The following is a 25111-nucleotide window of genomic DNA, read 5'->3' as shown; positions in this document are numbered from 1 at the left end:
TCTTACCCTTCCAAGCGAACATAAGCAATAATAGGAATACGCACAACTACATCTTCTGGTGGTCCATAAGAAGGAGAAGTACGAACAATTACTGCCCCATCCGTCACAGATAAAAGAACGCCTGCAATGATTTCTACAGCTGTCACAACTTGCACTAGTTCGCCAACATGGTTACGTAATTCATCAGTAAATAACATATATAAGTCTCCTTTCTTACGCTTCTTTAATTGATATAATACTTATAAATGGTAATAAAACCTCTGTTCCTATTCCTTCTTGCAATGTTAAGAAGTCATCACCAACTGCTACAATAACACCTGTTAATTGTCCAACTGTCACCGTAATCTCTACGCTTTTACCTAAATACTGCTTTGCAATTTCTTTAAAAGGTGATGTATTGCATTCTTTTAAAATGTTACAAATAATAGATTGAAATCTACTTGATTCAATAACTTCTTCCGTAGCTTGCTTAGAGTTTCTTTGAATAAATCTCGCGAAGTTTTGTGAAAATAAAAGTCTTTCCACAGCAGGCAATAACTTATTATCTAAAAAATAATCTAATTGTCTATTAAACAATCTTGATAATTTATGCCAATATTTTCTGAACAGACACATACACTTCTCCTCCTATTATTTTTAGATTATAAAATTTTACATCCATACATCTTAATGTATACAAAATGGATATTTTTGTGATAGGTAAGACATACATTTTCTAAAAGAAATATTTGTTTCAGAGCATAAAAAAAACTATCCAAAAGGATAGTTTCTTACACTTCAATATTCCGCAATATCGAATAAATGTCATTATTCACTTTACCAAATGATTTAATATTATTTTGAATGTTAGATAATAAAACAACATATACACTGCCATTTTTACTAAATCCGTTTAAGCAATTCCAACCTGGCATTACACCATGATTCGAATAGCTTCCTGGGTCTACGTACCATCCAAACCCGTAATCCTTTTTTCCACCCGTAAACATTTGATCGTAACTCTCTTTTGAAATTAATTTTCCAGAGTATAACGCCTCATTAAATAAATATAAATCATGTGCACTCGTATATATATCACCACAACCATAAAGTTGTGACATGCTTGGAATATTAGGTGTTGTCATATTATTATTTACTATTTTATAACCCGTTGATGGGAATCTTGTTTGTTCTAACGCTGTGCCAAAGCCAGAATGTTTCATACCCGCAGTAGCAAAAATATGTTGTTTAATATATTCTTCGAGTGACTGCCCACTTACCTTCTCTGCAATATAAGCAAGTATAGAGTAGTTCGAATCAGAATACTTCCACTTCTCTCCCGGACCACCAATACGCTTTTGATTTCCTATCCGCTTTATCAGTTCTTCATGAGAAATATCTTCTTTTCCCTGCTCATATTCGGGAATCCCTGATGTATGTGTTAATAGATGTTTTAGCTGAATATTATTACCTTGTGGAAAATCTGGAATATACTTCGCAACAGTATCTTCTACTTGTAATTTATTTTGATCTTTCAATTGCATAATAGCAGTTGCTACAAACGCCTTTGAAATAGAACCAATATAAAAAGTCGTCTCTGAATTATTCGGTACTTGCTGCTCTTTATTTGCCATACCGTACCCTTTATTCAGAAGAACTTTTCCGTTCTTCACAATAACAGCTGTCCCGCTAAATCCTGCGTTTTGTAAATACTGGTCCAATTGAGCGTTTTCATTAATTTCTTGAGGTGATCCTTCAGCAGGTTTCTCCGCTGCTTGCGCTTGCTTCATTTGTTCTTCCTGCTCTTTTTGTTTTTGCTTCTGTACTTCTTGTTTCTTTTTTTCTTCTTTCTTTTTTAACTCTTCTTGTTTCTTCATTTCTGCTGCCGCTTTTAAAGTTTCTTCTTTCTTATTATGCGCAACAATTTTTGTATACATGAAATATACAAGTGATAATAGTAAGACGAGAATGATTGTTCTTTTTATGTATACAATCGGCCGATGTGCTTTCCCATTCGCATTATTTTTTTCCTGATCCATAATTGCTTTTTTCCCCTTACTCACCAATAATTTAATTCCTCTACTAAAGATTCGTTTTAGTAGATTATGGATAATCCATTCTATATCATCCCTACTTTATCACGCACTGCACATATTACCAACCTATATGTACAAAAAAGAAAAAGAAAATTTACAAAAGTAAGATTCCCGTTAAATTATTAACAAAAAAAAGAGGATATCCTCTAAAAAATTGATGTTATCAATCTTTTGGGACATCCTCTTATCTCATTATTTATACGTGTTTTTTCATATCATCGGCAACAGATTCAACATTTGTACCTACGATAACTTGTACACTAGTATTACTTAATTTCATAACACCTTTTGCACCAGCACGTTTTAATGCTGCTTCATTTACTTGACCGGCATCTTTTACTTGTAAGCGTAGACGTGTTGCACAGTTATCAATAACTGTTAAGTTTTCTTTTCCGCCTAAAGCTGCTACGTAAGTTTCACCAATTGAACCTGCAACTGGTGCATCACCATCTTCAACTAACTCATCGTCATCTTCACGACCAGGAGTTTTTAAATCGAACTTCTTAATTAAGAAGTAGAATACTATGAAATAAATTGCTGCGTAAATTAAACCGATACCTGCTAGTAAGACTGGTTTTGTTGCAATACCGAAGTTTAAAGCATAATCGATTGCACCGGCACTAAATGAGAAACCATCATGAATGCCAAGTGATGTTGTAATGAATAAAGAAAGACCTGTTAGTACAGCATGAATACCATATAATACTGGTGATAAGAACATGAATGAGAATTCAATAGGCTCTGTAATACCAGTTAAGAATGAAGTTAATGCTAGACCAGCTAACATACCAGTAACTGCTTTACGCTTTTCTGGTTTAGCAGCTGCAATCATTGCGAAACATGCTGCTGGTAAACCGAACATCATAACTGGGAAGAAACCAGTCATAAACATACCTGCTGTTTTGTCACCTGCAAGGAAACGAGCAATATCACCATTAACAACATTACCTGCTGCATTTGTAAAGTCCCCAAATACAAACCAGAAGTATGTGTTCATTACGTGGTGTAAACCAATTGGGATTAATAAACGGTTTAATAAACCAAATAATCCTGAACCAATTGCACCTAAATTAACAATTCCATGAGCTAATGCATCAATACCATTTTGAATTGTTGGCCAAATTTGTGCAAATAGAATTCCTAATATCAGCATCACAACTGATGTAACAATTGGAACGAAACGTTTTCCAGCAAAGAAACCTAACCATTCTGGAAGTTTAATCTTATGGAATTTATTATAAAGAAGTCCTGCTATAACACCAACAATAATACCACCTAAAACTTTCATATCTACTTTAGTCGATAATTCAGCAGCCTTAGATACTTGTGTCATTGTATCCGCAAGCTTAGATGGATCTACATTTGCGCTATTACCTATTAAATCTTGGACTTTACCTAATTTACCTTGTAATTCAGCAGTTGAATACCCTTTGCTAAGTGCATCAATACTATTTTTCATAACAAGATAACCAATTGCACCTGCAAGACCTGCTGCACCACTACCATCCACTGAAAGACCGATTGCAATACCAATTGCAAAAATAAGTGCTAAGTTATCAAAAACTGCTGCGCCGGCCTGTGCCATAACAGGAATATCAAATACATCTGGTTGCCCTAAACGAAGCAATAATCCTGCTGCTGGTAGTACTGCGATCGGAAGCATTAAAGCTTTACCAATACGTTGTAAAAACTGCAACATTTTAATTCCCCCTAATTTAATTTATGAAATCGTTATCATTATAAGTACGCTTTAGAAAACGCTTTCTATTACATAACCATAATAACATATAGTTGTATAGATGTGTAGTTTTTATTTCCGAACTTTTTATGGATAAATCTCCTATTTCCAAACTGTTATATAAAAGGAAAATTCTCCTTTTTAAAATACAGAATACTCGAAACGAAAGACCTATTATAGCACATTGAACTTTCGTTTTATCATTCCACTTTTTCATGTTATTATTTATTTCCGAGCATATCGGGAAAAGTAAACTTAGTTAATTCAAAATAGGAGCGTTGGTACTATGCAGTGCATTGAAACAAACAACTTACAACAGTTGTTAGAACAAGTAAAACCATATACAAAAAAAGGAAAACTTGCTACTTATATCCCCGAACTAGGAAATGCAAATCCAGACGATTTAGGGATTGCCATTTTCCATAAAGAAACAGAATATATCCATGCAGGCAACTCACAAACACTATTTACTCTTCAAAGTATTTCCAAAGTAATTACACTTGCCCTTGCCCTTTTAGACCGTGGTGAAGAATATGTATTTTCTAAAGTTGGAATGGAACCAACGGGTGACCCATTTAATTCTATTATTAAGTTAGAAACGACAAGTCCGTCCAAACCCCTTAATCCAATGATAAATGCAGGAGCATTAGCTATTACAAGCATGTTAGAAGGAAAAGATAACGAGGAAAAAATGGAACGTATTCTTCATTTTGTACGTGAAATAACAGATAATCCTACTATTAATTATTCCTCTAAAGTTGCCGATTCAGAACTAGAGACAGCTTACCTAAACCGTTCACTTTGTTATTATATGAAACAAAACGGAATTATCGATTGTGATATTGAAGAACTTATGGATTTATATACTCGTCAATGCGCAGTTGAAGTAAACTGCATCGATTTAGCACGTATCGGCTTAATTTTTGCAATGGATGGATATGATCCATATAAAAAGAAACAAATCATCCCTAAACATATTACAAAAATTTGCAAAACATTTATGGTCACATGTGGTATGTATAACGAATCTGGTGAATTTGCAATTCGTGTTGGTATTCCTGCAAAAAGCGGTGTAGCCGGTGGTATTTTTGGCTGCGTAAAAGGAGACATGGGAATCGGTATTTTCGGACCAGCTTTAGATGCAAACGGAAATAGTATTGCTGGTTTTAAAATTCTTGAACTTCTTTCTGCTCAAGAAGGTTGGAGCATTTTTTAATCGCGAGTTATCCTGCTATACTAGCAGGATTTTTTATTTCGCCAAAACCTCAATTTTGCGAGTTATCAATCTTCTTATAAAAACAGTGCTGAAAGTTTCTCTATATCATGCATATTTGTTCCCCCCTCCTGAATAATATAGTACAACCTAGCGCTATATGTGGAGGTGTGAAAGATGAAACTAATATTTCAAATGGGAAAACAACCTGTTCTTGAAAAAACAATCCTTCTTTTTATATTGAGTATTGTAGAAAGCTTGAAGTTAAAAGTTGTTTCACTCGACGAAGCTCACCGATACATATTCAATTTAGAAGTACTTGAATTATTAATGGATCGGAACATCGATGATCAAGTACTTGAACTTATTCATTTCGGGATGGGACTTGAAGACATTTATCACGTGCTTCCTGAAGAACTTGAGCATACGATTGAGGAATTAAAATGGCTTTGCATTCAAGTATTAAGTGAGTACAGTATGCATGAAGAATCGGAACAATTAATTGAAGATATACGGTAAAAAAGCACCTATGTAGGTGCTTTTAATGTTTTTTTAAACTATTTTTATACGCCTCAATATTTACTGGTAGCTCTTCCTCTTCCAAAGTATGTTCATTTACATCTTTATGAATGAACGCACCTTTAGGTGGTTGATGATCATGCCCTTTTTTCTTATGATCAAATGCTTTCCCGCGTCCCATACAAATCCCCCTTTCTTAAAAGAAATCCGTATTAGTATGGAGAAAAGTACGTCGATATATGCAATCCCTTGCTGTATTTCCAAGGAAATACTCGAACCTTGTTTTCTACTCTCCTTACAACAACTGATCGATCCCAATAAGAATTAATAATACTCCTGCGATAATTGTCGCCCATTTCCCTAAGTATTCTGCTAAAAATCGTTTTCCTACATACGCAAAACCACTAATACAAATAAAACTAAACACCCCAGAAATAGTCGCTGTAAGCCAAAGATTTAAATTTGTTATCCCAGCATCAAATCCACCTGCAATATTATTAATAGACAACGCAATCCCTAATACAATTGCTTCTGAAAAACTAATTGTTTTAGAACCATCAAAATCTGCTTTTTCTGGATCACGTAAAATTCCCATAAGTACATTACCATCTTTAGAGCCTACGGTATTTCTTTTCCCCAAGAAAGGCTGGCACAAAATAAACACCCCGATTATCCCTAAAACTATCGCTCCAATCAGGTTTGCTGTAAACTCTGAAATAAATAACGCAATCCAGTTCCCAAAAAATCCAGCTAATAAAGTAAATAAAAACCCAAAAAATGCGATGATAAAATTGTTGAACCACGAAATTCTAATTTTACGAATGCCATATGCAATCCCAACACCTGCATTATCTAAATTAGAAGCAATCCCGATTAAAAAAATTGAAAATAGACCTGCCGTACTCATAAATAGCCACCCCTTTTCCTCACTTTTCCATGCATCTTATGAAAATGTTGAGCAACTGTGCCTGTCTGTTTCATATACATGTAATAAATGCTCAACATTTTTTCAACAATAAAAAGGAGTGCCTTCGCTATGCCTAAAGAAAATCCAAATGAGCGGCTTAGTAGATTAATAAAAAAACTTTTAAAAGAACGTGCCTTATCTATGCGCCAACTCGGAATGCTTACAAATATTGATCCCGCAACAATCTCAAGAATTATGAATGGTAAACAACCGCCAAAACAAAAACACCTACAAAAATTCGCAGAATGTCTGCAAGTTCCACCCCAATTGTTATTTGATGAAATGTATCCTGATTCTCCTCACATTAATAAAGAAAAGACGGATATGTACACATCTCTTGATACCATTCAGCAAACTTTACAATCCTCTAACTTATTCGATTTCGATTACACTACAACTCGCGTAAAACAAGAACTCGAAAATTACGAACGCTATGCCCAGACAACAGAAGGCGAAAAACGTATTCATGACAGTTTTGCAAGCAAATTAGAGCAAATTGATAGTGCTGGTCCTTTTATTGAACAATTAACAGATATGTATCAGCAATTTTGTAATGAAACCATTTCAAAAGAAGAACGTGCAGTTCTTGGGAGCGCATTACTTTATTTCATATTATCGACAGATATTATTCCCGACTATCTCTTTCCAATTGGCTATTTAGATGATGCGATTGCCGTTGAATTAGCGAGAGAGAAATTAATTGAAATGAAACGAAAGACATAGAAAAATAAAGAACTATTTCAGTTGTTTATATTCAACACTGAAATAGTTCAATAAAAAATCGTACAAGTATACATACTCGTACGATTTTACTGTACAAATCTATTTTTCCGTGTGGCACCATTCATATATAAATGCTGTTATCACTTTTGTAAATTCAATTAACTGTTCAACTTCAACTTTCTCATTTACAGAATGTGCTTCTTCTAATGTACCTGGTCCATATATAATCGCTGGAATATGAAATTCACTAAACCAACCACCATCCGTTACCGTTGCAGACATATCTAAAATTGCATTTTTAGAAAGAATTGATTCATGTACTGAGCTAAGCGTTTTTACAGCTGTATGTTCACTATCTATTTCTAAAGAAGGGAAAATTTCGCCACGATCCACAATCATTGATTCTCCGCCCCACTTAAATTGTGGCGGATTTTCACTTAACCATGGATCGGCAGCTGCCACCTTTCCAATATACTCTTCAATTTCTTTTATTATTTGTTCATGTGTTTCATTCGGATAAAAGTGCACTGTTATCCATAACCGGCACTCATCCGCAATAAAAGCTGCATGTCTTCCACCCTCAATAACAGCTGGATTAATTGTTGTTGTTCCAGATGGATAGCCTTCATATGTTTTCATAACTGCCCAGTGGCGCTCTAATTCTTGTAAGCTTTGCACAATTTTCATCATTTTTTCAATCGCACTCGCTCCAAATAAACATCCTCCAGCATGGATCATTTGTCTGCGCGTTGCATCATGAAACGTTTGCGGACTTTTCACTGTAATCCATCCAGTAATGACACCGCCTTGTCCTTGCATATGTAAATTACTCGTATCCACTACTACTGCAAAATCAGCATCGTAACCTCGCCTGCAGCATTGAAGTGTACCTGCCTCTCCAACTTCTTCTCCTATTACTGATTGAAAGATTAAATCTCCAGGTAATTCAATACCAGCTTCTTGTAAAAGTTGAATGGCAAATAGCGCTCCAGCCAGCCCACCTTTCATATCTGCTGCGCCACGTCCAACTAACCAGCCATCTTTTATAAATGGATCAAATGGATTCGTTTCCCACGCCTCATCTGCTGACACTTCAGCTACATCCATATGACCATTAATAATAAGACTTTTATATGAGTCACTTTTTATTCCTTTTTTAACTCCGACAACGTTCGGATCATTCGGATATACATCCCATTTATCAATACTAAAATTTCGTTTTCTTAAAAAATCTGCAACAAATTCTTGCGCTTCATTTGTATTTCTCGCTGGTGGTGCTGGTGTTTCAAAACGAATTAATGTTTTTGTAAGTTCTAACAATTCCTCTTTCCTTGAATCTATTTGTTTTAACAACTGCAAAACTTCTGGATTCATCGCTAATTCCCCTTTGCATACATAGTATGTTTCCAGCTTTATTTTCACAAAAAAAGAGACTGTTTACAAATCTTACAGTCTCCAAATTAATTCATATTATAAGCTCTCTACTTCCGTCGTATTTGTCTTTTCAATATGTTCTACTTTACGTGCCTTATTTCTTGTCGCACGGTAAAACAGTAAACAAACAATCATAAATGGAATTCCGCAATACAATGCCATTCTTTGTTCTGGAATAAAGGCCATTCCAACGATTACTGTTAAATTTAATACTAACGCAAGAAGTGGTACAAATGGATACAATGGTGTTTTAAATTTCAATTCTTTCACATCCCCGCCCTGCTTTATGTATGACCTTCTAGCTAATAAGTTAGATAGAGCAATAGATGCCCAAACTAATATCGCCCCGAACCCGGCAATAGAAAGTAGCCATAAATAAACTGTATCTTCCGCATAAATACCTGATAGTAATGAAAGGCAACCTACAATTGTACTTACAATCAATGCATAAATAGGAACACCGTTTTTAGATAACTTACCAAAAATCGGACTAATCATTCCTTGATTAGACATAGACCATAGCATACGAGAAGTTGCATATAACCCTGAATTCGCAACGGATAGCACTGCTGTAATGATAACAAAATTTATAATATCTGCTGCATAAGGAATACCAATTTTATCAAATACAACTACAAATGGACTTTCAATTACTCCCGCTTGTTGCCAAGGGAATAGTCCAGCAAGAATAAAAATAGATAGTACAAAGAAAACAAGTATACGCCAAACTGTATTGTTAATTGCCTTCGGGATTGTTTTCTCTGGATTTTCACTCTCACCTGCTGCAATACCAACTAATTCTGTTCCTTGGAAAGAAAAATTAACTGCAATCATCGTAATTAAAATGGCTGATAATCCATTGGGGAACAATCCACCATAATCAGTAAAACTAGAGAACATCGGCGCTGGTTCATTTCCTTTCATATCTAGAAAACCAAACATTGCTGCCCCGCCTAAAATAATAAATGCAATAATCGTAATTACTTTAATACTTGCAAACCAAAATTCAACTTCCGCAAAACTTCTTGAAGATAACGCATTAATAGCAAAGAGGAGTACCGCAAACACTACGCACCAAATCCATGAAGGTACATCAGGAAACCATCGTTTCATTAAAATACTAACTGCAATTAGTTCAATCCCTATCGTAGCTGACCAGTTTAACCATGACATCCATCCAACTACATAACCTGCTGCAGGAGAAATATGCTTTGTCGCATACGTTTGATAAGATCCTGCGTCAGGCATTGCAACAGCTAACTCTCCAAGACAGAGCATCGTTAAATACATAACAAATCCTCCAACAAGATATGCTACAATCGCTCCTCCAGGCCCAGCTTCATGAATTGTATACCCAGATCCTAAAAAAAGACCGGTACCAATAACGCCTCCAAGTGCAATCATAAATATGTGCCTGCTTTTCAATTCTCTTTTTAATCCTTGATTTTGATTCATCATATAAATCCCCCCTTTTCACTTTGTAAACCCATTTAATGTAAGCGTTTTTAAAATTATTCACCGTAAAAATAATGATTTAAAAGAGCAAAAATACACGTCACTTACATTAATCACTGCCTGTTACTAAAAGGTCATCCCTTACTGTTATTAATAACTTTTGATCAGCAATAGCTTGTCCTTCTACTACTTCTAATGATTCAATATAACCACTGATCCCTATCTTAATTTCTACTTTCTGTTTATCTATTGTTTCAATTAATGCTAATTTCTCCCACTCATATACGTAAGAACTTTCCGTAACAAATAACTTCTCTACTTTCCCGTAACAAGGACTATACACGCATTCTATAACCGTCTTCACTTTATACACTCCTCCTTCTTATTAGTTGGTACTGAAACGTTGCATATCCCTCCTTTAGATATATCAATTATTATTTATGCAAAATGCGTACCAATCTCCAATTCCTATTTAAAATGAAGGTTTCTCCAAAAAAAAACTTCATAACCGCAAAATTTTTCTATCATTTCAGAGATTTTAAAAGGAAAATAGCAAAAAATTTTTGCGATTTTATAAGAATTTTAATAAAATTATAAAAAGTCAGTCTTCATAGGGTGGAATGAGGAGAAGATAATCTATGCGTACAGAAGAAATTAATTTAAAACAGATCATTGAAATGAATATGCTATATGAAACTTTACTCAATGAACTCGACATCGGAATTCATATTATTAATGAGGAAAGTAAGACGATTATCTATAACCGCAAAATGATGGAAATTGAATCAATGGAGCGCTCAGATGTGCTATATAAAAGTCCTTTAGAAGTATTCGTATTTGAGGAAAATAAAAATAGTACTCTTATAGAGGCATTAAAATTTGGAAAAACAAAGAAAAATATAAAACAAACGTATTTTAACAATAAAGGACAAGAAATTACAACGATTAACGATACTTTCCCTATAATAGAAAATGGAAAAATTAAAGGCGCTATTGAAATATCAAAAGAAATTAGTAACTTAAAGCAAACGATAAAAATAGGTCCTTCTCGAAAACAAAGCACTAAATTTACCTTTGATCACATAATTGGTGATTCTGAAGCCATTCAATCAATCATTACAGAAGGAAAAAGAGTAATTCGTACATCTTCCTCCATACTTCTAGTAGGAGAAACAGGCACTGGTAAAGAACTATTTGCACAAAGCATCCATAATGAAAGTCAGCGTTCAACAAAACCCTTTATTTCACAAAACTGTGCCGCTATACCTGATACCTTAATGGAAAGCCTACTATTTGGCACAAATCGAGGTGCCTTTACAGGAGCAATAGATAAATCAGGCTTATTCGAAGAAGCAAACGGAGGAACTTTGTTATTAGATGAAATCAATTCATTAAGCCCAATACTTCAAGCTAAGTTGCTGCGGGCTATACAAGAAAAAACAATACGAAGAATCGGAGGTACACACGAAAAAGAAATTGATGTTCGCATTATAGCAACTATCAATGAAGATCCCTTTGAAGCCATCGCACATAATCGATTAAGGGAAGACTTATATTACCGATTAAGCGTCGTTACTTTATGTCTTCCGCCTTTACGTGAAAGAAAAGAAGATATTCCAGCTCTTGTTCAGCACTTTATTGAAAAATATAATACTCAATTCGGGCTCAACGTAACCGATGTAGATGTAAATGTAAGAGAATTTTTCTATGCCTACGATTGGCCTGGAAACGTACGGGAGTTGGAACATATAATTGAAGGTTCCATGAACTTGATAGAAGATGAAACCATCATTACAGCGTTTCATCTTCCTACTCGCTTTCGCGAACGAATAAAAACAGAATTCAATATGCAACATGCACTAACTACTCACAATACTGATGCACCTAAAACTTTAAAACACACAATAGAAAAAATGGAAAAGAACTACATTAACCAAATTCTTAAAGAGAATCATGGCAACATCTCACAAGCTGCAAAATTTTTAGGATTAAGTAGGCAAAACTTACAATATCGAATTAAAAAACTGCATTTACACATATGAAATAAACATGTCTCCAAGTGTAAAAATGACTTGGTAAAATATGTTATAATAAACATATAACATGCTAGAAAGGGGCTATATATATGAGTAATGATAAAAAATTAAAGTTATTACAATACTTATACTTTTTCCCTGCCATGCTCTGTATGATGTTATTCATTAATGCCGATGTAAGCAGCTCTCCTTATGCAAAGCTATTAGGAACAATTTTTGGCTCCTTTGCAGCTATTATGCTTGCTACTTTTTGGAATTTGAAGATACGTATAAAAAACGAAAAATCTTCTTAATAATAAAAAAATCGAGCTACTTAGCCCGATTTTTTTATTTGCCATTAAAACTCAACATTCTCTAAATACAACCCACTTGCCTCAGCAAGACAATTAATTTGATTGCGCTGCTTTTCCTCTAAAATGTTTGGAATTGCTTCAGCATCTAATTGTCCTAATCCAACTTCAATTAATGCCCCGACAATTTTTCTTACCATATTATGAAGGAAGCCGTTACCACTTACTCTAATTTGTACAAACCCTGCCTCTTCCATCACATCAAGTGTATATACTTCTCGAACCATAGATTTTTTCTTTGATTTCGCATTTGAAAAAGCAGTAAAGTCATGTGAACCAACTAAATGTTTTGCAGCTGCTTTCATGCTTTTCACATTTAATTTTTTATTCACATGCATGCTGTATTTACGCATAAATGGATTTGTATGCTCTTCATTCCAAATTTTATACAGATATGTTTTTGCTTTAGAATTGTAACGAGCATGGAAACGATCATGTACTTCTTCCACATTCGTAATGCTAATATCGTTAGGTAAATATTGATTTAAATATTTTTTCACTTTATGTTCCACTAACTTCTCATCACTTTGAAAGTTAGCAACTTGATTCAAAGCATGTACACCAGCGTCTGTTCTACTACAACCGATAATTTCAATTTCTTTTCCGACCATTTCAGATATGACACTTTCGATTTTTCCTTGAATTGTATTATCGTTATTACCGAGACGTTGCCATCCTTTAAAACGTGCGCCGTCGTACTGAATCGTTAATTTATAATTATGCATCGTATTCTCCTTGTCTTATTGACCTAAAAATATAATCCCTCATACAGCTTTTCCATATGAGGGAACTATAACATATTGTTACTTCATTCTAAAAGGAATAAAGTAATCTATTTACTAATTACGATTCGTTCGAATCCAGGAATCTCCTAAGTATGTTCTAATTTTTAACCAACCAAATGATGTTGTAGATTCTTCAACTACAAATACCGTTTGTGGTGCAAAAGTGCCGATTGCTCTACCGAAAGGTTGATCAAATGCTGTAAACACATTTGGGACATGGTAATAAGACCCTTGTGGCGCAATCCATTTTTCTCCAACCTCAGCCTTAATTTTCTTCCAACCATTTTCTCCTTGTTGAAGTACTCTTACAGATTGGGCTGAGAATTTCACACCATGATGCATGTACTTAGGTTCATTGTATGCATAAAAATCACGATTAATATGTTCCACGTGTGGATAACGAACAATCCACTTTGGCCCTAAATACGTATTAATTAAAGACCAACCGTTTTCTTTTGTCTGCAAAATATTAACCGTTTGTGGAGCGAACCAAGCATCTGGATTTTTAGCTTCAGGGCTACTGTATGCTGCAAAATTCTGCTTCATTATTTGTGGCATTCCATTTACACTTGTCCACTTCTGCCCCAAATATGTATCAATCAAAATTTCACCTCTTAGTGTACCATCACGTGCAATAACAGTTTGAGGACTAAATACGTACTTCGCACTGTCCATATTAATCCAATCAAAAGCTTCAAAAGTTCGATTAATTTCTACTTTAGCGCCCTCTGGTGCGATAAATCCACCACTTATCTTCCACCATCCACTAGGATGTTGATTTGTAACATAAACCCTTTCTCCTGGCTGCAGTTCTTTTTTCACAGGCGAATTAAAACTACGACTTTCATATACTTTTAATGTTTTTGTTGTTTCATATGATTCCGCATGTGCAGAAGTTGCAAATAAAGAAACCATCCCAAAAACAAATAATGCCAACCATTTTTTCATAAATCTTCTCCCTTTTAGCTTATTTTCTATAGCAAATTTGCTATGTTACATCCATATTGTAATTTATTAATACAGAGTGGTCTATACAATCTGAACACTGTATATTTTTACAAATTTTTTTTGAGTGCAGCAAATAATTTCATATAATCCATACAGAAAGTATGGATATTGATTACGTAACGTGATTTATCTACTAACATAACAAAAAATGTTGATGTAGTTAACCACATCAACATTTTTAATCCTTCTTATTTCAAATTTAATCTAACTACATTCTCAACATGCGCAGTATGCGGGAACATATCAACTGGTTGCACATACTCCACTTCATAGCTCTTCATTAATGCTTGTACATCACGTGCTAATGAAGAAGGATTACAAGACACGTACACAACTTGTTTCGGCTTCACTTTTAAAATTGTTTCCAGTAATTTATCATCGCAACCTGTACGTGGTGGGTCGACAACAATTACATCTGGACGCCATCCTTCTTTTACCCATTTCGGTAACCATTGTTCAGCTTTACCTGCTTCATATTTCGTATTTGTAAATCCGTGACGCTTTGCATTTTTTCTTGCATCTGCAATTGCTTCTGGAATTACATCCATACCACGTACTTCCGCTGCATCATTTGCAAGCCAAAGACCGATTGTACCAACACCACAGTACGCATCCACAATCTTCTCGTTTCCTGTTAACGCAGCTGCTTTTTTCGCTTCATTATACAAAACAACTGTTTGCTCTGGATTCAACTGGAAGAATGCACGTGCTGATAATTCAAATGATAAATCGCCAAGTGTTTCTTGAATGACTTCTTTTCCAGCTAATTTAAATGTTTTGTCGCCAAAAATAACAGATGTTTTACGCCAGTTTACATTTTGCATAATTGATTTAACCGCTGGCATCTGTTTTTGTACTTCTGCAATAAATTGTTCTTTATTTGGGAATTCTTCTTTTGTTGTAATAAGTGTAACTTGTACTTCCCCTGTTTGAACTGCAGTACGTGTTACAATTGTGCGTACTAAACCTTTTTGTTTTTTCTCATTGTAAATAGAAACATTTAATTTTTCTAAAATACGTCTTACAACTTTTGTCGCTTCATTCGTTGCTTTATGTTGAATCATACAGTGAGCGATATCAATTAACTGATGTGAGTTTTGTTTATACAGCCCTGTAATAACCTTTTCGTCTTTACGCCCCACTTGTAATTGACTCTTATTACGATAATGCCATGGATTTTCCATGCCAAGCGTTGGGCGAATTTTCTCTTCCATACTATTTTTCATGTACTTCTCAAATGCTTGTACAACGATATCACGCTTTTGATTCAATTGTTCTTTATAATCTAAATGTTGCAGCTGACAACCGCCACACTCCTCATATACTGGACACGGTGCTTTCACACGATGCGGTGAAGCTTTACGAACTTTTTTCACTTTCGCTTCAGCGAAGCCACGCTGAATTTTCGTTGTTTCTGCAACAACTTCTTCTCCTGGTAATGCCCCTGGAATAAAAACAACTTGTCTCTTAAAATAACCAACGCCTTCTCCGTTAATCCCAAGACGTTTAATTGTCACAGGAAACGTTTGACCAACTTCCAACTTACTCTCATGTTGCTTTTGTATCATTATTACACCTCTACTCTATACTTTTCCATAAATATAACGCTGCATAACTGCAGTATGGTTCACACTCTTGTTTCACTTTTTCTAAAAATGCATCATCAGGTTTATCATCTAATTGAAATATACCTTGCACTGCACGCTGAATCCCAATGTCCGCTTTCGGGAACATATTTTTCCGTCCAAGCCCAAACATTAAAAAGTTTTGCACTGTCCATGCACCAATTCCCCTAATTGGCAACAATTGTGCTGAAATGTCTTCTTCCGTCCCATTTTCTATACTCGCTAAATTTAATGTACCACTGACAATACTTCGACCTAATCCTACTATATATTCAGCCTTTCGCTGACTAAACTTCTGCTCTCTCAATTCTTCTATTGAAATATTTGCTACTATTTCCGGAGTGGGGAAAAAGAATACACCGTTCTTCTCTGTTCCATACCGTTTCACAAATTGTTCTGTTAACACAGTAGCAAATTTCAAATTTATTTGTTGGTGAATGATACAGCGAAGCAGACAAGCAAAATAATCAAATTCTAAAATAATTGGAGTATAAGCATATGTTTCAAATAGTGGACGTAATGATGTGTTTAAAAAATGATTTTGTATATCTTGAAACGGTTCATTCCAATGAAAAATGGCCCTCATTCGTTTCATGACTTTCTCTGGATCTCCTGTCTGACTAGAAATCCAAAACTGTGGATTTTGAACAGTACCAATCCCTTGTAAGCGAACAACAACCTGTTCCTCGTCTATACAAAGCGGGATATAAATAACTTTCTCATCTAATTGAATGACGTTAAGAGGATCAAAAGATAAACGTTTTAATACTTCTTCAAAATGATACGGATACTCTAACGTAACATGTTCGCTCCACATACGTTTCCCCATCCTTTTTACACATCATTATAGCATGAGAAAACCGTAAGCATACATGCTTACGGTTGATTGCCTTTTACTAAGTCATCTAGACTTTTAAAATGATACCCTTTCTCGCGCAAATCATCAATGATTTTCGCAAGTGCTTCTGCATTATCTTTTGATATTGCATGAAGTAATAAAATAGATCCTGGATGAATCATCGTCATAACATTATTATGCGCATATTGCCATCCTCTTTGCTGATCCACTTTCCAATCCAAAAATGCAAGTGACCAAAATACATTATAATAGCCCATTTCTTTCGTAAGAGCTAACGTTCTTTCACTAAATACACCGCGCGGAGGACGTACATATTTCACTTCTTTTTGCCCAGTTACTTTTTTAATTTCTTCCGTTACACTCGTTAATTCTTCACGAAGTTTCTCATCATTTACCGCTGTAAAATCAGGATGACTCCAAGAATGGTTTCCAATAATGTGTCCTTCATCCTTCATTCTTAACAATAAATCTTTTTGCGTTTTAATGTAATGCCCCGTTACAAAGAAAGTTGCTGGTACTTTTTTCTCTTTTAATACATCTAATATTTTCCCTGTGTATCCATTCTCATATCCATTATCAAATGTTAAATAAATATCTTTTTTCTTCGTATCTCCTAAATAAAACCCGCCATTTTTTTGTAGTAAATCTGTATATAACTTTCCTGCATCTGGTACTGTTTCATTTTTAGGACGCGGGATTCCCCAGTTATGTGGAGTATTTGTATAAGCCAGTGCTGAAACTGGAACAAGTGCCATCATAATTGAAAAAATGAGACCGATATATAACCATTTATATTTCATAAATAGTCTCCTTTCCATATATAATCGTACTTGTAGTTTCTGTTGCTACGCATTCTTTCATGCTGAACATGTTTTTCTATATATACCAAAAAAATGCATCTCGAATCATTCGAGATGCATTTTTTATTTACTTAAATACTGGCTCTTTAAAGCTAGCTAATTTTTCAAGTGATGTTTTATCAACATCTGCATGTAAGCTATTACCATGCGAGTCCATCGTTACAACTGCTTTAAACCCGTCGATACGTAAATGCCACATTGCTTCTGGAATACCAAATTGTAAGAAATCAACATCTTTCACTTCTTTAATACATTCAGCATAATATTGCGCTGCACCACCGATTGCGTTTAAATATACACCGCCGTGTTCTTCTAAAGCCGCTAATGTTTTCGCACCCATACCGCCTTTTCCAATGACAGCGCGAATACCGAATTTCTTCATAATATCGCCTTGGTACGGTTCTTCACGAATACTTGTCGTTGGACCTGCCGCTTTAATTTGCCAATTGTCATTTTCATCTTTCACAACAACTGGACCACAGTGGTAAATAATTTGTCCATTTAAATCTACTGGACAATCATTATCCATTAAATGCTTATGGATTGCGTCACGACCTGTATACATCATGCCATTAATTGTTACAACATCACCAACGCGAAGTTCACGAATTTGCTCTTCTGTAATTGGTGCTTGTAATACAATCTCACGTTGCTCTGTTTTTTCTTGTACTTCATGCTGAAGTGTATCTTCACCTTCTTGATATAGCCAATCCATAATGTCTCCTGTTTCAGGATGGATTTTCACACCAAGGCGACGATATGCCCAGCAATTATACGCAACAGATACATAGAAACTAGCTGGCAAACGATTATAGACGCCAATTTTACAACCAAGTAAAGTTGTTTCTCCGCCAAATCCCATCGTACCAATGCCAAGCTTATTCGCATTTTCTAATACGTACTCTTCAAGATGTTGTAACTCTGGTACTGGATTGACATCATCTAATGTACGGAATAATTGATTTTTTGCCAATTCATAACCTGATGTGCGGTCTCCCCCGATACCAACACCAATTACACCAGCGCTACATCCTTGCCCTTGTGCTTGATATACTGCATGAAGAAGGCATTTACGAATCCCTTCTAAATCACGGCCAGCTCGTCCAAGTCCTTCTAGTTCACACGGTAAGCTATATTGAATATTTTTATTCTCACAGCCACCACCTTTTAGGATTAAACGTGCATCAATATAATCTTTTTCCCATTGTTCAAACTTAATCACCGGTGTACCTGGTCCTAAATTATTTCCACTATTATCTCCAAAAAGAGAATCAACAGAATTGGGACGAAGTTTACCATCTTTTGTCGCCCGCTCAAGCGCATTATAGATAGCTTCCTTCAACTTTAATTGATTCACACCAACTGGTGTATAAATTTTAAACGTTGGCATCCCTGTATCTTGGCAAATCGGCGAGATGTTATCATCAGCCATTTTAATATTATTTGTAATTGTGCCAAGTGCCATCGCAGAACGAGTCCCTGCATTTTCTCGCTCTTTCGCTTGTTGAATCGCACGACGAACATCTTTCGGTAAGTTCGTTGACGTTTCAACAATTAGTTGATACATGCTTTCTTGAAGCTTTTCCATTGTTACTTCCCCCTCAATTGTGAACGCTACCAAAACGTTATGAGCTGAAAATTCAATTGTTATGCTCTTTAGCTATTTATTTGTTTCACGCTATTAGAGCATAAATGAAATTTTTCACAACTTGATTATACCTCTTTTTCTATCGTCCTTCTATTACCCGAACAGAAAAAGGCTACCAAATTGGAATTGGTAGCCTTTTTAATATATTATTCGTCTTTTTTAAATTGCTCACATTTTAATTCTAATTCATCTAACATTGCAAGAAGACGATCTACATCTTCTAATTCTACTTCTTCAGGTTCAATTGTATCAATTACTTCAATGAACATATTTAAACGTTCTTTTAAATATACTAATTGTGTATCTTTATCTTGAATTGCTTTTCCCATGAAGGCACTCTCCTTTTAATTCGAGTTGCTTTTATTATACCGCAAAAACGATTGCTATGGGCATGAAATTTCATCAATTTTGTCACAGTCATCCACTATAATGTAAGCCCTCTCTCTTTCCATGCTAAAAAGTTTCACTTTATAAAAAGCACATATTCTTCTATTATAGAGAATGGACAAATTGTTATTTCAATAGTCAAAGGAGTATTTCATATGACGATATCACAAAAAATGAAGCCGATTACTCCTTCTTACGATCCATGGGAAGCGTATATGGACCTTGAAGAGTACGGCAAACTACTATTAACAAATGTTGAATTTACAACGACGACGTTATGCAACATGCGCTGTGAGCATTGCGCTGTTGGTTACACGTTACAGCCGAAAGACCCAAATCCGCTTCCGATGGATCTTTTATTAAAACGATTAGATGAGATTCCTCATTTACGTTCTTTAAGTATTACTGGCGGCGAACCTATGCTTTCAAAAAAATCCGTCGACAACTATGTAACACCACTCTTAAAATATGCCCATGAACGAGGCGTTCGCACTCAAATCAACTCTAACTTAACTATAGATTTAGCACGTTACGAACAGATTATTCCTTATTTAGACGTATTGCATATATCTCATAACTGGGGAACAATTGATGACTTCGTTGAAGGCGGATTTGCAATGATGGAGCGTAAGCCTACTTACGAACAACGTGCAAAATTATTTGAAAGAATGATTACAAATAGTAAGGCTCTATCAGATGCAGGTGTACTTGTATCGGCCGAAACAATGCTAAACAAAAGAACTCTACCACATATTGAACATATTCACCGCCAAATCGTCGAAGAGATGGGCTGTAAACGTCATGAAGTTCATCCAATGTATCCAAGTGACTTCGCGAGTAATCTAGAGATTTTAACAAAAGCTGAAATTCGTGATGCGATTGAGCATTTACTAGAAATTCGTGATGAAAATGTATGGATGTTATTTGGAACGTTACCTTTCTATGCTTGTAGCGATGACGAAAAAGACATAGCTACATTTAAAAAATTGCAAGAGAGCAAAAATGTAACTGTTCGTAATGATCCAGATGGCCGTTCTCGTTTAAATGTAAATATTTTCGATGGAAATATTATTGTGACGGACTTTGGTGATGTTCCACTTCTAGGAAACATACAAACAAACACATTACAAGAAGCGTATGAAAAATGGAGCACTTCAAAAACAGCAAAATCATTAAGCTGCCACTGTCCTGCAGTAAAATGTCTTGGACCAAATGTTCTTGTAAAAAACAGCTACTATCCGACAGAAGATTTCTTATCAAAAACAGCAAACATTACATTATAAAAAAAACGTCAGCTTATAAGCTGACGTTTTTTATGTTATTGCGAGTGAGAAGAAGAAATAAATTTAAAAAACAAATGATCATGAATTGGAATTGCCGCTCCAATTCCTTGAGAAGTAATATTTTTCACAACAAGTCTTTTTTGATTTCCCTTTAATACAAGATACACTTCTCCAAATGTTACTTTTCCCTTTTCATTTACTGCTGGTGTATAAGCGTATAAATATCCAAGTTGACTCGGACTAATATTATACACACGCTCATGTCCAGTACCATAACCAATAGTTGTCTTAAACGAAAGAGGTAATTGTACTTTTTCAAGTGCTTTGAGAAGCATCATTTTTTTCACATCTGCAGCATCTTTCATATCTGCTGTTAAATCGCCTTCAACCGTCTTTTGTGTTTCTTGCTTATAGCGAAGTGGATATAAACGGTCTCCTCCGCGATTATCATACACATTTCGATTCACTTGTTTATATTCCCAATTAATCGATGTGTCTACTGATTCATAATGTAAGGCCCATTGACCTAAATAAATTTTTGCCCGATACCCTACTGCAAGTGGCGCATTTGAAATTGTCGTTTCATTAAACATCCGAATTAAGTCTGGATTTTCAATTTTAATATTAGCCGTTTTCAATAGCTCTTGAGCAAATTTACTTGGTTGTAAACGTGGCAAATCTTGCGCATCATTTGGAAATGTATTGTCTTTTGAAATATTTAAAACAGATGAAGGCATTTTTGTTCCTACTGTTGTCTTTGCAAAACTCATGTTAGGAAATAATAAAATAAACGAGACCATAGTTGAAAGACATATGCTGTATACTCGTTTCACCTGTCTGGCTCCTTCCTATGTAGGTATATATACTACTTCGTTTATTGTTTTCTCTGAGCGCAATTGTTATGCCTATTTTTCATAATAAATAAAAACCAATTCCCATAATGACATACGCCGCTAGTAAAGTGCCTCCTTCAAACCAGTTTGTATCTCCATCATTGGAAATCGCAATCGTTAAGAAAACGGCTGTAATCATAGACACAAGTTCTGGTATGGTAAATACTAAAGGCATCCTTTGCGCGAAGAACATAGATAGTAATACTAATACAGGAGCAACAAACATGGCGATTTGTAATGTAGAGCCTATTGCAATTTCAACTGCAATATTTACTTTATTTTTATAAGCCATAATAATTGCAGACGCATGTTCCGCTGCATTCCCAACAATTGCAACGATAATAACCCCTATAAATAACTCTGACCAGCCAAATGACTTTGCAACAGTTTCAAAAGTATGCACGAGTGCCTCTGACACATAAGCTACCGCTAGTGTTGCTATCGCTAAAATAAGTAGCGCCTTCCCTTTCGACCACTCTGGCTCTTCTTCATGCGCTACTTCGTCACTTTTATGTTGATATACACCACGGTGCGTAACTAACTTAAATAGTAATGCAGCAAGGTACATGATAATCATAATAATAGAAACACCTATACTTAATTGATACGTCTTGCCAGCGTCCATCTTCATTGAAAAGATCTCTGGAATAACAAAGGCCACAACAACAGCAAATATTAATAAAGCTGAATTATGCCTTGCATCATATACATTAAAACTTTGTCTTTTGTATTTAAGACCTCCAACAAAGAAGGATAACCCTCCTACTAATAATAAATTTCCAAGTACAGATCCCGTTAAAGAAGCTAACACCACTTCAATTAACCCTGCTTGAAGTGCAAAAATTGAAATGATAAGTTCAACAGCATTACCGAAAGTAGCATTTAATAATCCGCCTATTCTAGGACCAGAAACAATTGCTAGACTCTCTGTTGCTCTACCCATAAAACCAGCTAATGCGATAATCGTAACACAATACACAGCGAACATAATTGTTTCTGGCCAATGAAGTGTTTTTCCAAGTACAGATAGTGGTACACCTATAAGCGCTACTATAAGAAATATTTTATTAAACATGTTTTTCATCCTTCCATCGTATGTATTTCTCCTCAATATTATTATTATTCTTCTCCTAACTTGTCCGATTTCATCACAATTACGTTTAAAAAATCGGATTGAAGAAAACAGTATGAAAGATATTTAAATTATCTTGTTTAAACAGACAGAATTATAAATTGTGAAAAGGGGTTAAAATTATGCACTTAAAAGAAAAAATCGCAACTATTATTCAAGGTCAACGTACTGGTGTATTATCTACAGTACGAAATGAGAAACCTCATAGCGCCTTTATGATGTTTTTCCATGAAGATTTTGTACTGTATGTTGCAACAGATCGACAATCAAAAAAGATAACAGATATTGAACAAAATCCTAATGTCCATGTACTACTCGGACGAGAAGGGAAAAAATTAGATGAAGATTATATTGAAGTTGAAGGATTGGCTTCAATTGAGGAAGACTCGACATTAAAAAACAAGTTTTGGAATAATAGCTTAAAACGTTGGTTACTCGGCCCTGAAGACCCTAATTACGTATTGATAAAAATCAACCCCGACACAATTTATTACATCGATGGTGCCGGTACGACGGAGCCTGAGTTTTTACGACTATAAAATAAAACAAGCCCCCCTTAGGTGGGCTTGTTTTGTCGAAAAGTTCTTTTGAAAAAAACAATAAAATAGGTGGAACTTTCTAAAGATTCTGTTATATAATAGCATTAACTTAAATAAACTGTATTAAAACAGATTGAGAGGAGAAATAAAATTGATGAAGAGAGAAGAACGCAAAAACATGATTGAGTTTATTGAAAAGAAAAAAGGGATTGAGCGTGACGAATTACTGTTTATGACAGACGATGAAGTAGAACATATTTATAATGTAACGTACTTTTTATATGAGGAAATTGCAGAGTAGTATAATAATCCCCACCTTATTAAAAATATAAGGTGGGGATTATTTCGCTATTTAGCCCACTATTTACAGGCAGTAAAACTCCCACCTTAAAATTCAGGTGGAGCAAGGAGTTAAGTTGAAGTCGTGCTTCCTATAAGCTCAATTGCTTCAACTTTATACATGAGAATCATTTTCATGTATAATACTGTAAGATTGGAGGAATTTTACTATGAGTTCGTGGCTCTTATTTGCACTATTATCAGCAATTGCTGCTGCCCTTGTATCGATTTTTGGAAAGTTTGGTTTAGACGGCATCGATGCAAACGTTGCAACAACAATTCGATCTATTATTATGGCATTATTTATGATAGGCGTTATTATCATACAAGGTAAATTTCAAAATATCGGCGACGTACTGCTAAATAAAAAAGCACTGCTATTTATCACATTAAGTGGGATTGCAGGTGCTTCTTCATGGCTATTTTATTTTCTTGCCCTCAAAACAGGAAAGGTTTCACAAGTAGCTCCTGTCGATAAATTAAGCGTCGTATTTTCTATCATTCTCGCTATGATTATCCTCGGTGAAAAGTTAAACTTTATGACCGGCGTTGGTGTAGTCTTTATTACAGCTGGTGTATTATTTATTGCTTTCAGCTAAAAAAACCGCTATTAGCGGTTTTTCTTTTTCTTTATGTACAACCATACAAAACATGTAACAACTGCTGAAATTAATAAAATCCATATTCCATAATGATGTAAACTATACTCAACGAAGCGCCACTTCTCGCCTAACTTCCAGCCAAGCCCAATAAAAACACTTATCCAAATGAGCGCACCACCGTAAGCGTACAAACAAAAACGCCAAAGTGTCAAATTTGATACCCCAGCAAAATATGCTGTTAAATGACGTACGCCCGGTATAAAATAACCAATCATTAAAAGAAATGGCCCATATTTTTCAAATAAAATATGTGTTTTTTCAATGTGATGTTCTTTAATTCTAATTTTCGGCCCATATTTCTTTAAAACAGGGAGCCCAAGTTTTAAACCTAATATGTAGCTTAACGTGATCCCTAACATCGCACCAGCCAGCCCACTTAAAAAAGCAGCAGTTCCTGACATAACTCCTTTTGAAACATTATAACCAACAAAGGTCAATAAAAACTCGTCTGGTATCGGTAATCCGACAATCCCACCAGCCAAAGCTATAACAATTCCAAAATAGCCATAATGCGCGATTAACTCGCCAATATGTTGTTCCATTCGGAAGACACATCCTATGCACGGTCGTTATTCCACATT

28 protein-coding genes and 1 pseudogene are annotated in these 25111 nt (G+C 35.1%); 9 read left to right on the top strand and 20 right to left on the bottom strand.

Annotated features, from left to right (window positions below):
• Positions 1-2 precede the first annotated feature (2 nt).
• The 5 genes and pseudogenes from C3Y97_RS02560 to C3Y97_RS28305 all read right to left on the bottom strand — a co-directional run bounded on the left by C3Y97_RS02560 (position 3) and on the right by C3Y97_RS28305 (position 4030).
• A complete protein-coding gene (locus tag C3Y97_RS02560; protein ID WP_000899469.1) occupies positions 3-197 on the bottom strand; it encodes an LSm family protein in 195 nt (64 codons plus the stop codon).
• 16 nt (positions 198-213) lie between these two features.
• Positions 214-615, bottom strand: a complete 402-nt coding sequence (locus C3Y97_RS02555; protein WP_136363008.1) for a DUF2642 domain-containing protein — start codon at positions 613-615, stop codon at positions 214-216.
• Between the two features lie 155 nt (positions 616-770).
• A complete protein-coding gene (locus C3Y97_RS02550) occupies positions 771-2018 on the bottom strand; it encodes a serine hydrolase domain-containing protein (RefSeq protein ID WP_086400886.1) in 1248 nt (415 codons plus the stop codon).
• 253 nt (positions 2019-2271) lie between these two features.
• The gene (gene nagE / locus C3Y97_RS02545) at positions 2272-3774 is read right to left on the bottom strand and encodes an N-acetylglucosamine-specific PTS transporter subunit IIBC (protein ID WP_000938900.1); all 1503 of its coding nucleotides are present in this window, start codon (positions 3772-3774) and stop codon (positions 2272-2274) included.
• A gap of 141 nt (positions 3775-3915) precedes the next feature.
• Positions 3916-4030 (bottom strand): annotated as a pseudogene (locus tag C3Y97_RS28305) (transcriptional regulator).
• A 69-nt stretch (positions 4031-4099) separates the two neighbouring features.
• Between C3Y97_RS28305 and glsA the strand changes: the two are divergent.
• The gene (gene glsA / locus C3Y97_RS02535; protein ID WP_001149861.1) at positions 4100-5029 is read left to right on the top strand and encodes a glutaminase A; all 930 of its coding nucleotides are present in this window, start codon (positions 4100-4102) and stop codon (positions 5027-5029) included.
• Positions 5030-5203: 174 nt separating this feature from the next.
• Positions 5204-5545, top strand: coding sequence for a DUF3969 family protein (locus C3Y97_RS02530; RefSeq protein WP_000766604.1), 342 nt, complete (start codon positions 5204-5206; stop codon positions 5543-5545).
• Positions 5546-5567: 22 nt separating this feature from the next.
• On the opposite strand, the gene C3Y97_RS27680 is transcribed toward C3Y97_RS02530, so the two are convergent.
• On the bottom strand, positions 5568-5726 hold the full coding sequence (locus tag C3Y97_RS27680; protein ID WP_000532409.1) for a hypothetical protein: 159 nt from the start codon (positions 5724-5726) through the stop codon (positions 5568-5570).
• Positions 5727-5840: 114 nt separating this feature from the next.
• A complete protein-coding gene (ytaF, locus tag C3Y97_RS02525; RefSeq protein WP_136363006.1) occupies positions 5841-6452 on the bottom strand; it encodes a sporulation membrane protein YtaF in 612 nt (203 codons plus the stop codon).
• A gap of 129 nt (positions 6453-6581) precedes the next feature.
• Between ytaF and C3Y97_RS02520 the strand changes: the two genes are divergently transcribed.
• Positions 6582-7235, top strand: a complete 654-nt coding sequence (locus C3Y97_RS02520) for a helix-turn-helix domain-containing protein (RefSeq protein WP_001123716.1) — start codon at positions 6582-6584, stop codon at positions 7233-7235.
• 99 nt (positions 7236-7334) lie between these two features.
• Here the strand turns inward: C3Y97_RS02520 and C3Y97_RS02515 are convergent, their stop codons facing one another.
• From C3Y97_RS02515 to C3Y97_RS02505, 3 genes are all read right to left on the bottom strand, one after another.
• Positions 7335-8609 (bottom strand): acetylornithine deacetylase, encoded by a 1275-nt coding sequence (locus C3Y97_RS02515; protein WP_136363004.1) that lies wholly within the window; start codon positions 8607-8609, stop codon positions 7335-7337.
• Positions 8610-8705: 96 nt separating this feature from the next.
• Positions 8706-10127, bottom strand: a complete 1422-nt coding sequence (locus tag C3Y97_RS02510; protein WP_000981865.1) for an amino acid permease — start codon at positions 10125-10127, stop codon at positions 8706-8708.
• A gap of 106 nt (positions 10128-10233) precedes the next feature.
• Positions 10234-10488: a biotin/lipoyl attachment domain-containing protein gene (locus C3Y97_RS02505; protein ID WP_000859480.1), complete on the bottom strand. Its 255-nt coding sequence runs from the start codon at positions 10486-10488 to the stop codon at positions 10234-10236.
• Between the two features lie 274 nt (positions 10489-10762).
• Between C3Y97_RS02505 and C3Y97_RS02500 the strand changes: the two genes are divergently transcribed.
• Together C3Y97_RS02500 and C3Y97_RS02495 are read left to right on the top strand one after the other, a co-directional pair.
• Complete coding sequence (locus C3Y97_RS02500; RefSeq protein ID WP_086400885.1) at positions 10763-12166, top strand: sigma-54 interaction domain-containing protein; 1404 nt, start codon at positions 10763-10765, stop codon at positions 12164-12166.
• Between the two features lie 83 nt (positions 12167-12249).
• Positions 12250-12453 carry a hypothetical protein gene (locus C3Y97_RS02495; protein WP_000063863.1) on the top strand — a complete coding sequence of 68 codons (204 nt, stop codon included), beginning with the start codon at positions 12250-12252 and terminating at the stop codon, positions 12451-12453.
• A 44-nt stretch (positions 12454-12497) separates the two neighbouring features.
• Here C3Y97_RS02495 and truA read toward each other — a convergent pair whose 3' ends face one another.
• The 7 genes from truA to C3Y97_RS02455 all read right to left on the bottom strand — a co-directional run bounded on the left by truA (position 12498) and on the right by C3Y97_RS02455 (position 19624).
• Entirely contained in the window at positions 12498-13235 is a 738-nt protein-coding gene (gene truA, locus C3Y97_RS02490; protein ID WP_000553118.1) for a tRNA pseudouridine(38-40) synthase TruA, read from the bottom strand.
• Between the two features lie 114 nt (positions 13236-13349).
• On the bottom strand, positions 13350-14243 hold the full coding sequence (locus C3Y97_RS02485) for an S-layer protein (RefSeq protein WP_000758930.1): 894 nt from the start codon (positions 14241-14243) through the stop codon (positions 13350-13352).
• A 248-nt stretch (positions 14244-14491) separates the two neighbouring features.
• Positions 14492-15871: a 23S rRNA (uracil(1939)-C(5))-methyltransferase RlmD gene (gene rlmD, locus C3Y97_RS02475; RefSeq protein WP_136363002.1), complete on the bottom strand. Its 1380-nt coding sequence runs from the start codon at positions 15869-15871 to the stop codon at positions 14492-14494.
• Positions 15872-15881: 10 nt separating this feature from the next.
• Positions 15882-16745, bottom strand: coding sequence for a DNA-3-methyladenine glycosylase family protein (locus C3Y97_RS02470; protein ID WP_000269422.1), 864 nt, complete (start codon positions 16743-16745; stop codon positions 15882-15884).
• A gap of 59 nt (positions 16746-16804) precedes the next feature.
• Complete coding sequence (gene pdaA, locus C3Y97_RS02465; RefSeq protein ID WP_000875956.1) at positions 16805-17587, bottom strand: delta-lactam-biosynthetic de-N-acetylase; 783 nt, start codon at positions 17585-17587, stop codon at positions 16805-16807.
• Positions 17588-17714: 127 nt separating this feature from the next.
• Positions 17715-19235 carry a class I fumarate hydratase gene (gene fumA / locus C3Y97_RS02460; RefSeq protein ID WP_000413523.1) on the bottom strand — a complete coding sequence of 507 codons (1521 nt, stop codon included), beginning with the start codon at positions 19233-19235 and terminating at the stop codon, positions 17715-17717.
• Between the two features lie 206 nt (positions 19236-19441).
• Positions 19442-19624 carry an SE1561 family protein gene (locus C3Y97_RS02455; protein WP_000513558.1) on the bottom strand — a complete coding sequence of 61 codons (183 nt, stop codon included), beginning with the start codon at positions 19622-19624 and terminating at the stop codon, positions 19442-19444.
• Positions 19625-19837: 213 nt separating this feature from the next.
• Here C3Y97_RS02455 and yfkAB point away from each other — a divergent pair, with 213 nt between their 5' ends.
• Positions 19838-20965, top strand: a complete 1128-nt coding sequence (gene yfkAB / locus C3Y97_RS02450; RefSeq protein WP_000156016.1) for a radical SAM/CxCxxxxC motif protein YfkAB — start codon at positions 19838-19840, stop codon at positions 20963-20965.
• Positions 20966-21000: 35 nt separating this feature from the next.
• On the opposite strand, the gene C3Y97_RS02445 is transcribed toward yfkAB, so the two are convergent.
• The gene (locus C3Y97_RS02445; RefSeq protein ID WP_002083605.1) at positions 21001-21798 is read right to left on the bottom strand and encodes a YfkD famly protein; all 798 of its coding nucleotides are present in this window, start codon (positions 21796-21798) and stop codon (positions 21001-21003) included.
• Between the two features lie 79 nt (positions 21799-21877).
• Complete coding sequence (cax, locus tag C3Y97_RS02440; RefSeq protein ID WP_000482137.1) at positions 21878-22933, bottom strand: calcium/proton exchanger; 1056 nt, start codon at positions 22931-22933, stop codon at positions 21878-21880.
• A gap of 179 nt (positions 22934-23112) precedes the next feature.
• On the opposite strand from cax, the gene C3Y97_RS02435 reads away from it, so the two are divergent.
• The 3 genes from C3Y97_RS02435 to C3Y97_RS02425 all read left to right on the top strand — a co-directional run bounded on the left by C3Y97_RS02435 (position 23113) and on the right by C3Y97_RS02425 (position 24467).
• Entirely contained in the window at positions 23113-23529 is a 417-nt protein-coding gene (locus C3Y97_RS02435; protein WP_000550220.1) for a pyridoxamine 5'-phosphate oxidase family protein, read from the top strand.
• Positions 23530-23683: 154 nt separating this feature from the next.
• Entirely contained in the window at positions 23684-23830 is a 147-nt protein-coding gene (locus tag C3Y97_RS02430) for a BH0509 family protein (RefSeq protein ID WP_000817786.1), read from the top strand.
• Positions 23831-24038: 208 nt separating this feature from the next.
• Complete coding sequence (locus tag C3Y97_RS02425) at positions 24039-24467, top strand: EamA family transporter (protein WP_000100295.1); 429 nt, start codon at positions 24039-24041, stop codon at positions 24465-24467.
• Between the two features lie 11 nt (positions 24468-24478).
• Here C3Y97_RS02425 and C3Y97_RS02420 read toward each other — a convergent pair whose 3' ends face one another.
• Positions 24479-25072, bottom strand: a complete 594-nt coding sequence (locus tag C3Y97_RS02420) for a DedA family protein (RefSeq protein WP_000434872.1) — start codon at positions 25070-25072, stop codon at positions 24479-24481.
• Positions 25073-25111: the final 39 nt, after the last annotated feature.

Origin of the sequence: Bacillus sp. DU-106 (assembly GCF_004799705.1) — a bacterium.
GTDB lineage: Bacteria > Bacillota > Bacilli > Bacillales > Bacillaceae_G > Bacillus_A > Bacillus_A cereus.
This window is presented reverse-complemented; position numbering and strand designations above follow the sequence as displayed.

Excerpts from the sequence above, each read along its gene's own strand:
- C3Y97_RS02470 (WP_000269422.1), bottom strand. The coding sequence starts at position 16,745 with ATGTGGAGCGAACATGTTACGTTAGAGTATCCGTATCATTTTGAAGAA.
- C3Y97_RS02455 (WP_000513558.1), bottom strand. The coding sequence starts at position 19,624 with ATGGGAAAAGCAATTCAAGATAAAGATACACAATTAGTATATTTAAAA.
- C3Y97_RS02500 (WP_086400885.1), top strand. The coding sequence starts at position 10,763 with ATGCGTACAGAAGAAATTAATTTAAAACAGATCATTGAAATGAATATG.
- fumA (WP_000413523.1), bottom strand. The coding sequence starts at position 19,235 with ATGGAAAAGCTTCAAGAAAGCATGTATCAACTAATTGTTGAAACGTCA.
- C3Y97_RS02530 (WP_000766604.1), top strand. The coding sequence starts at position 5,204 with ATGAAACTAATATTTCAAATGGGAAAACAACCTGTTCTTGAAAAAACA.
- nagE (WP_000938900.1), bottom strand. The coding sequence starts at position 3,774 with ATGTTGCAGTTTTTACAACGTATTGGTAAAGCTTTAATGCTTCCGATC.
- rlmD (WP_136363002.1), bottom strand. The coding sequence starts at position 15,871 with ATGATACAAAAGCAACATGAGAGTAAGTTGGAAGTTGGTCAAACGTTT.
- pdaA (WP_000875956.1), bottom strand. The coding sequence starts at position 17,587 with ATGAAATATAAATGGTTATATATCGGTCTCATTTTTTCAATTATGATG.
- C3Y97_RS02560 (WP_000899469.1), bottom strand. The coding sequence starts at position 197 with ATGTTATTTACTGATGAATTACGTAACCATGTTGGCGAACTAGTGCAA.
- C3Y97_RS02550 (WP_086400886.1), bottom strand. The coding sequence starts at position 2,018 with ATGGATCAGGAAAAAAATAATGCGAATGGGAAAGCACATCGGCCGATT.
- ytaF (WP_136363006.1), bottom strand. The coding sequence starts at position 6,452 with ATGAGTACGGCAGGTCTATTTTCAATTTTTTTAATCGGGATTGCTTCT.
- glsA (WP_001149861.1), top strand. The coding sequence starts at position 4,100 with ATGCAGTGCATTGAAACAAACAACTTACAACAGTTGTTAGAACAAGTA.
- truA (WP_000553118.1), bottom strand. The coding sequence starts at position 13,235 with ATGCATAATTATAAATTAACGATTCAGTACGACGGCGCACGTTTTAAA.
- C3Y97_RS02520 (WP_001123716.1), top strand. The coding sequence starts at position 6,582 with ATGCCTAAAGAAAATCCAAATGAGCGGCTTAGTAGATTAATAAAAAAA.
- C3Y97_RS02425 (WP_000100295.1), top strand. The coding sequence starts at position 24,039 with ATGAGTTCGTGGCTCTTATTTGCACTATTATCAGCAATTGCTGCTGCC.
- cax (WP_000482137.1), bottom strand. The coding sequence starts at position 22,933 with ATGTTTAATAAAATATTTCTTATAGTAGCGCTTATAGGTGTACCACTA.
- C3Y97_RS02515 (WP_136363004.1), bottom strand. The coding sequence starts at position 8,609 with ATGAATCCAGAAGTTTTGCAGTTGTTAAAACAAATAGATTCAAGGAAA.
- C3Y97_RS27680 (WP_000532409.1), bottom strand. The coding sequence starts at position 5,726 with ATGGGACGCGGGAAAGCATTTGATCATAAGAAAAAAGGGCATGATCAT.
- C3Y97_RS02420 (WP_000434872.1), bottom strand. The coding sequence starts at position 25,072 with ATGGAACAACATATTGGCGAGTTAATCGCGCATTATGGCTATTTTGGA.
- C3Y97_RS02555 (WP_136363008.1), bottom strand. The coding sequence starts at position 615 with ATGTGTCTGTTCAGAAAATATTGGCATAAATTATCAAGATTGTTTAAT.
- C3Y97_RS02510 (WP_000981865.1), bottom strand. The coding sequence starts at position 10,127 with ATGATGAATCAAAATCAAGGATTAAAAAGAGAATTGAAAAGCAGGCAC.
- C3Y97_RS02430 (WP_000817786.1), top strand. The coding sequence starts at position 23,684 with ATGAAGAGAGAAGAACGCAAAAACATGATTGAGTTTATTGAAAAGAAA.
- C3Y97_RS02485 (WP_000758930.1), bottom strand. The coding sequence starts at position 14,243 with ATGAAAAAATGGTTGGCATTATTTGTTTTTGGGATGGTTTCTTTATTT.
- C3Y97_RS02435 (WP_000550220.1), top strand. The coding sequence starts at position 23,113 with ATGCACTTAAAAGAAAAAATCGCAACTATTATTCAAGGTCAACGTACT.
- yfkAB (WP_000156016.1), top strand. The coding sequence starts at position 19,838 with ATGACGATATCACAAAAAATGAAGCCGATTACTCCTTCTTACGATCCA.
- C3Y97_RS02495 (WP_000063863.1), top strand. The coding sequence starts at position 12,250 with ATGAGTAATGATAAAAAATTAAAGTTATTACAATACTTATACTTTTTC.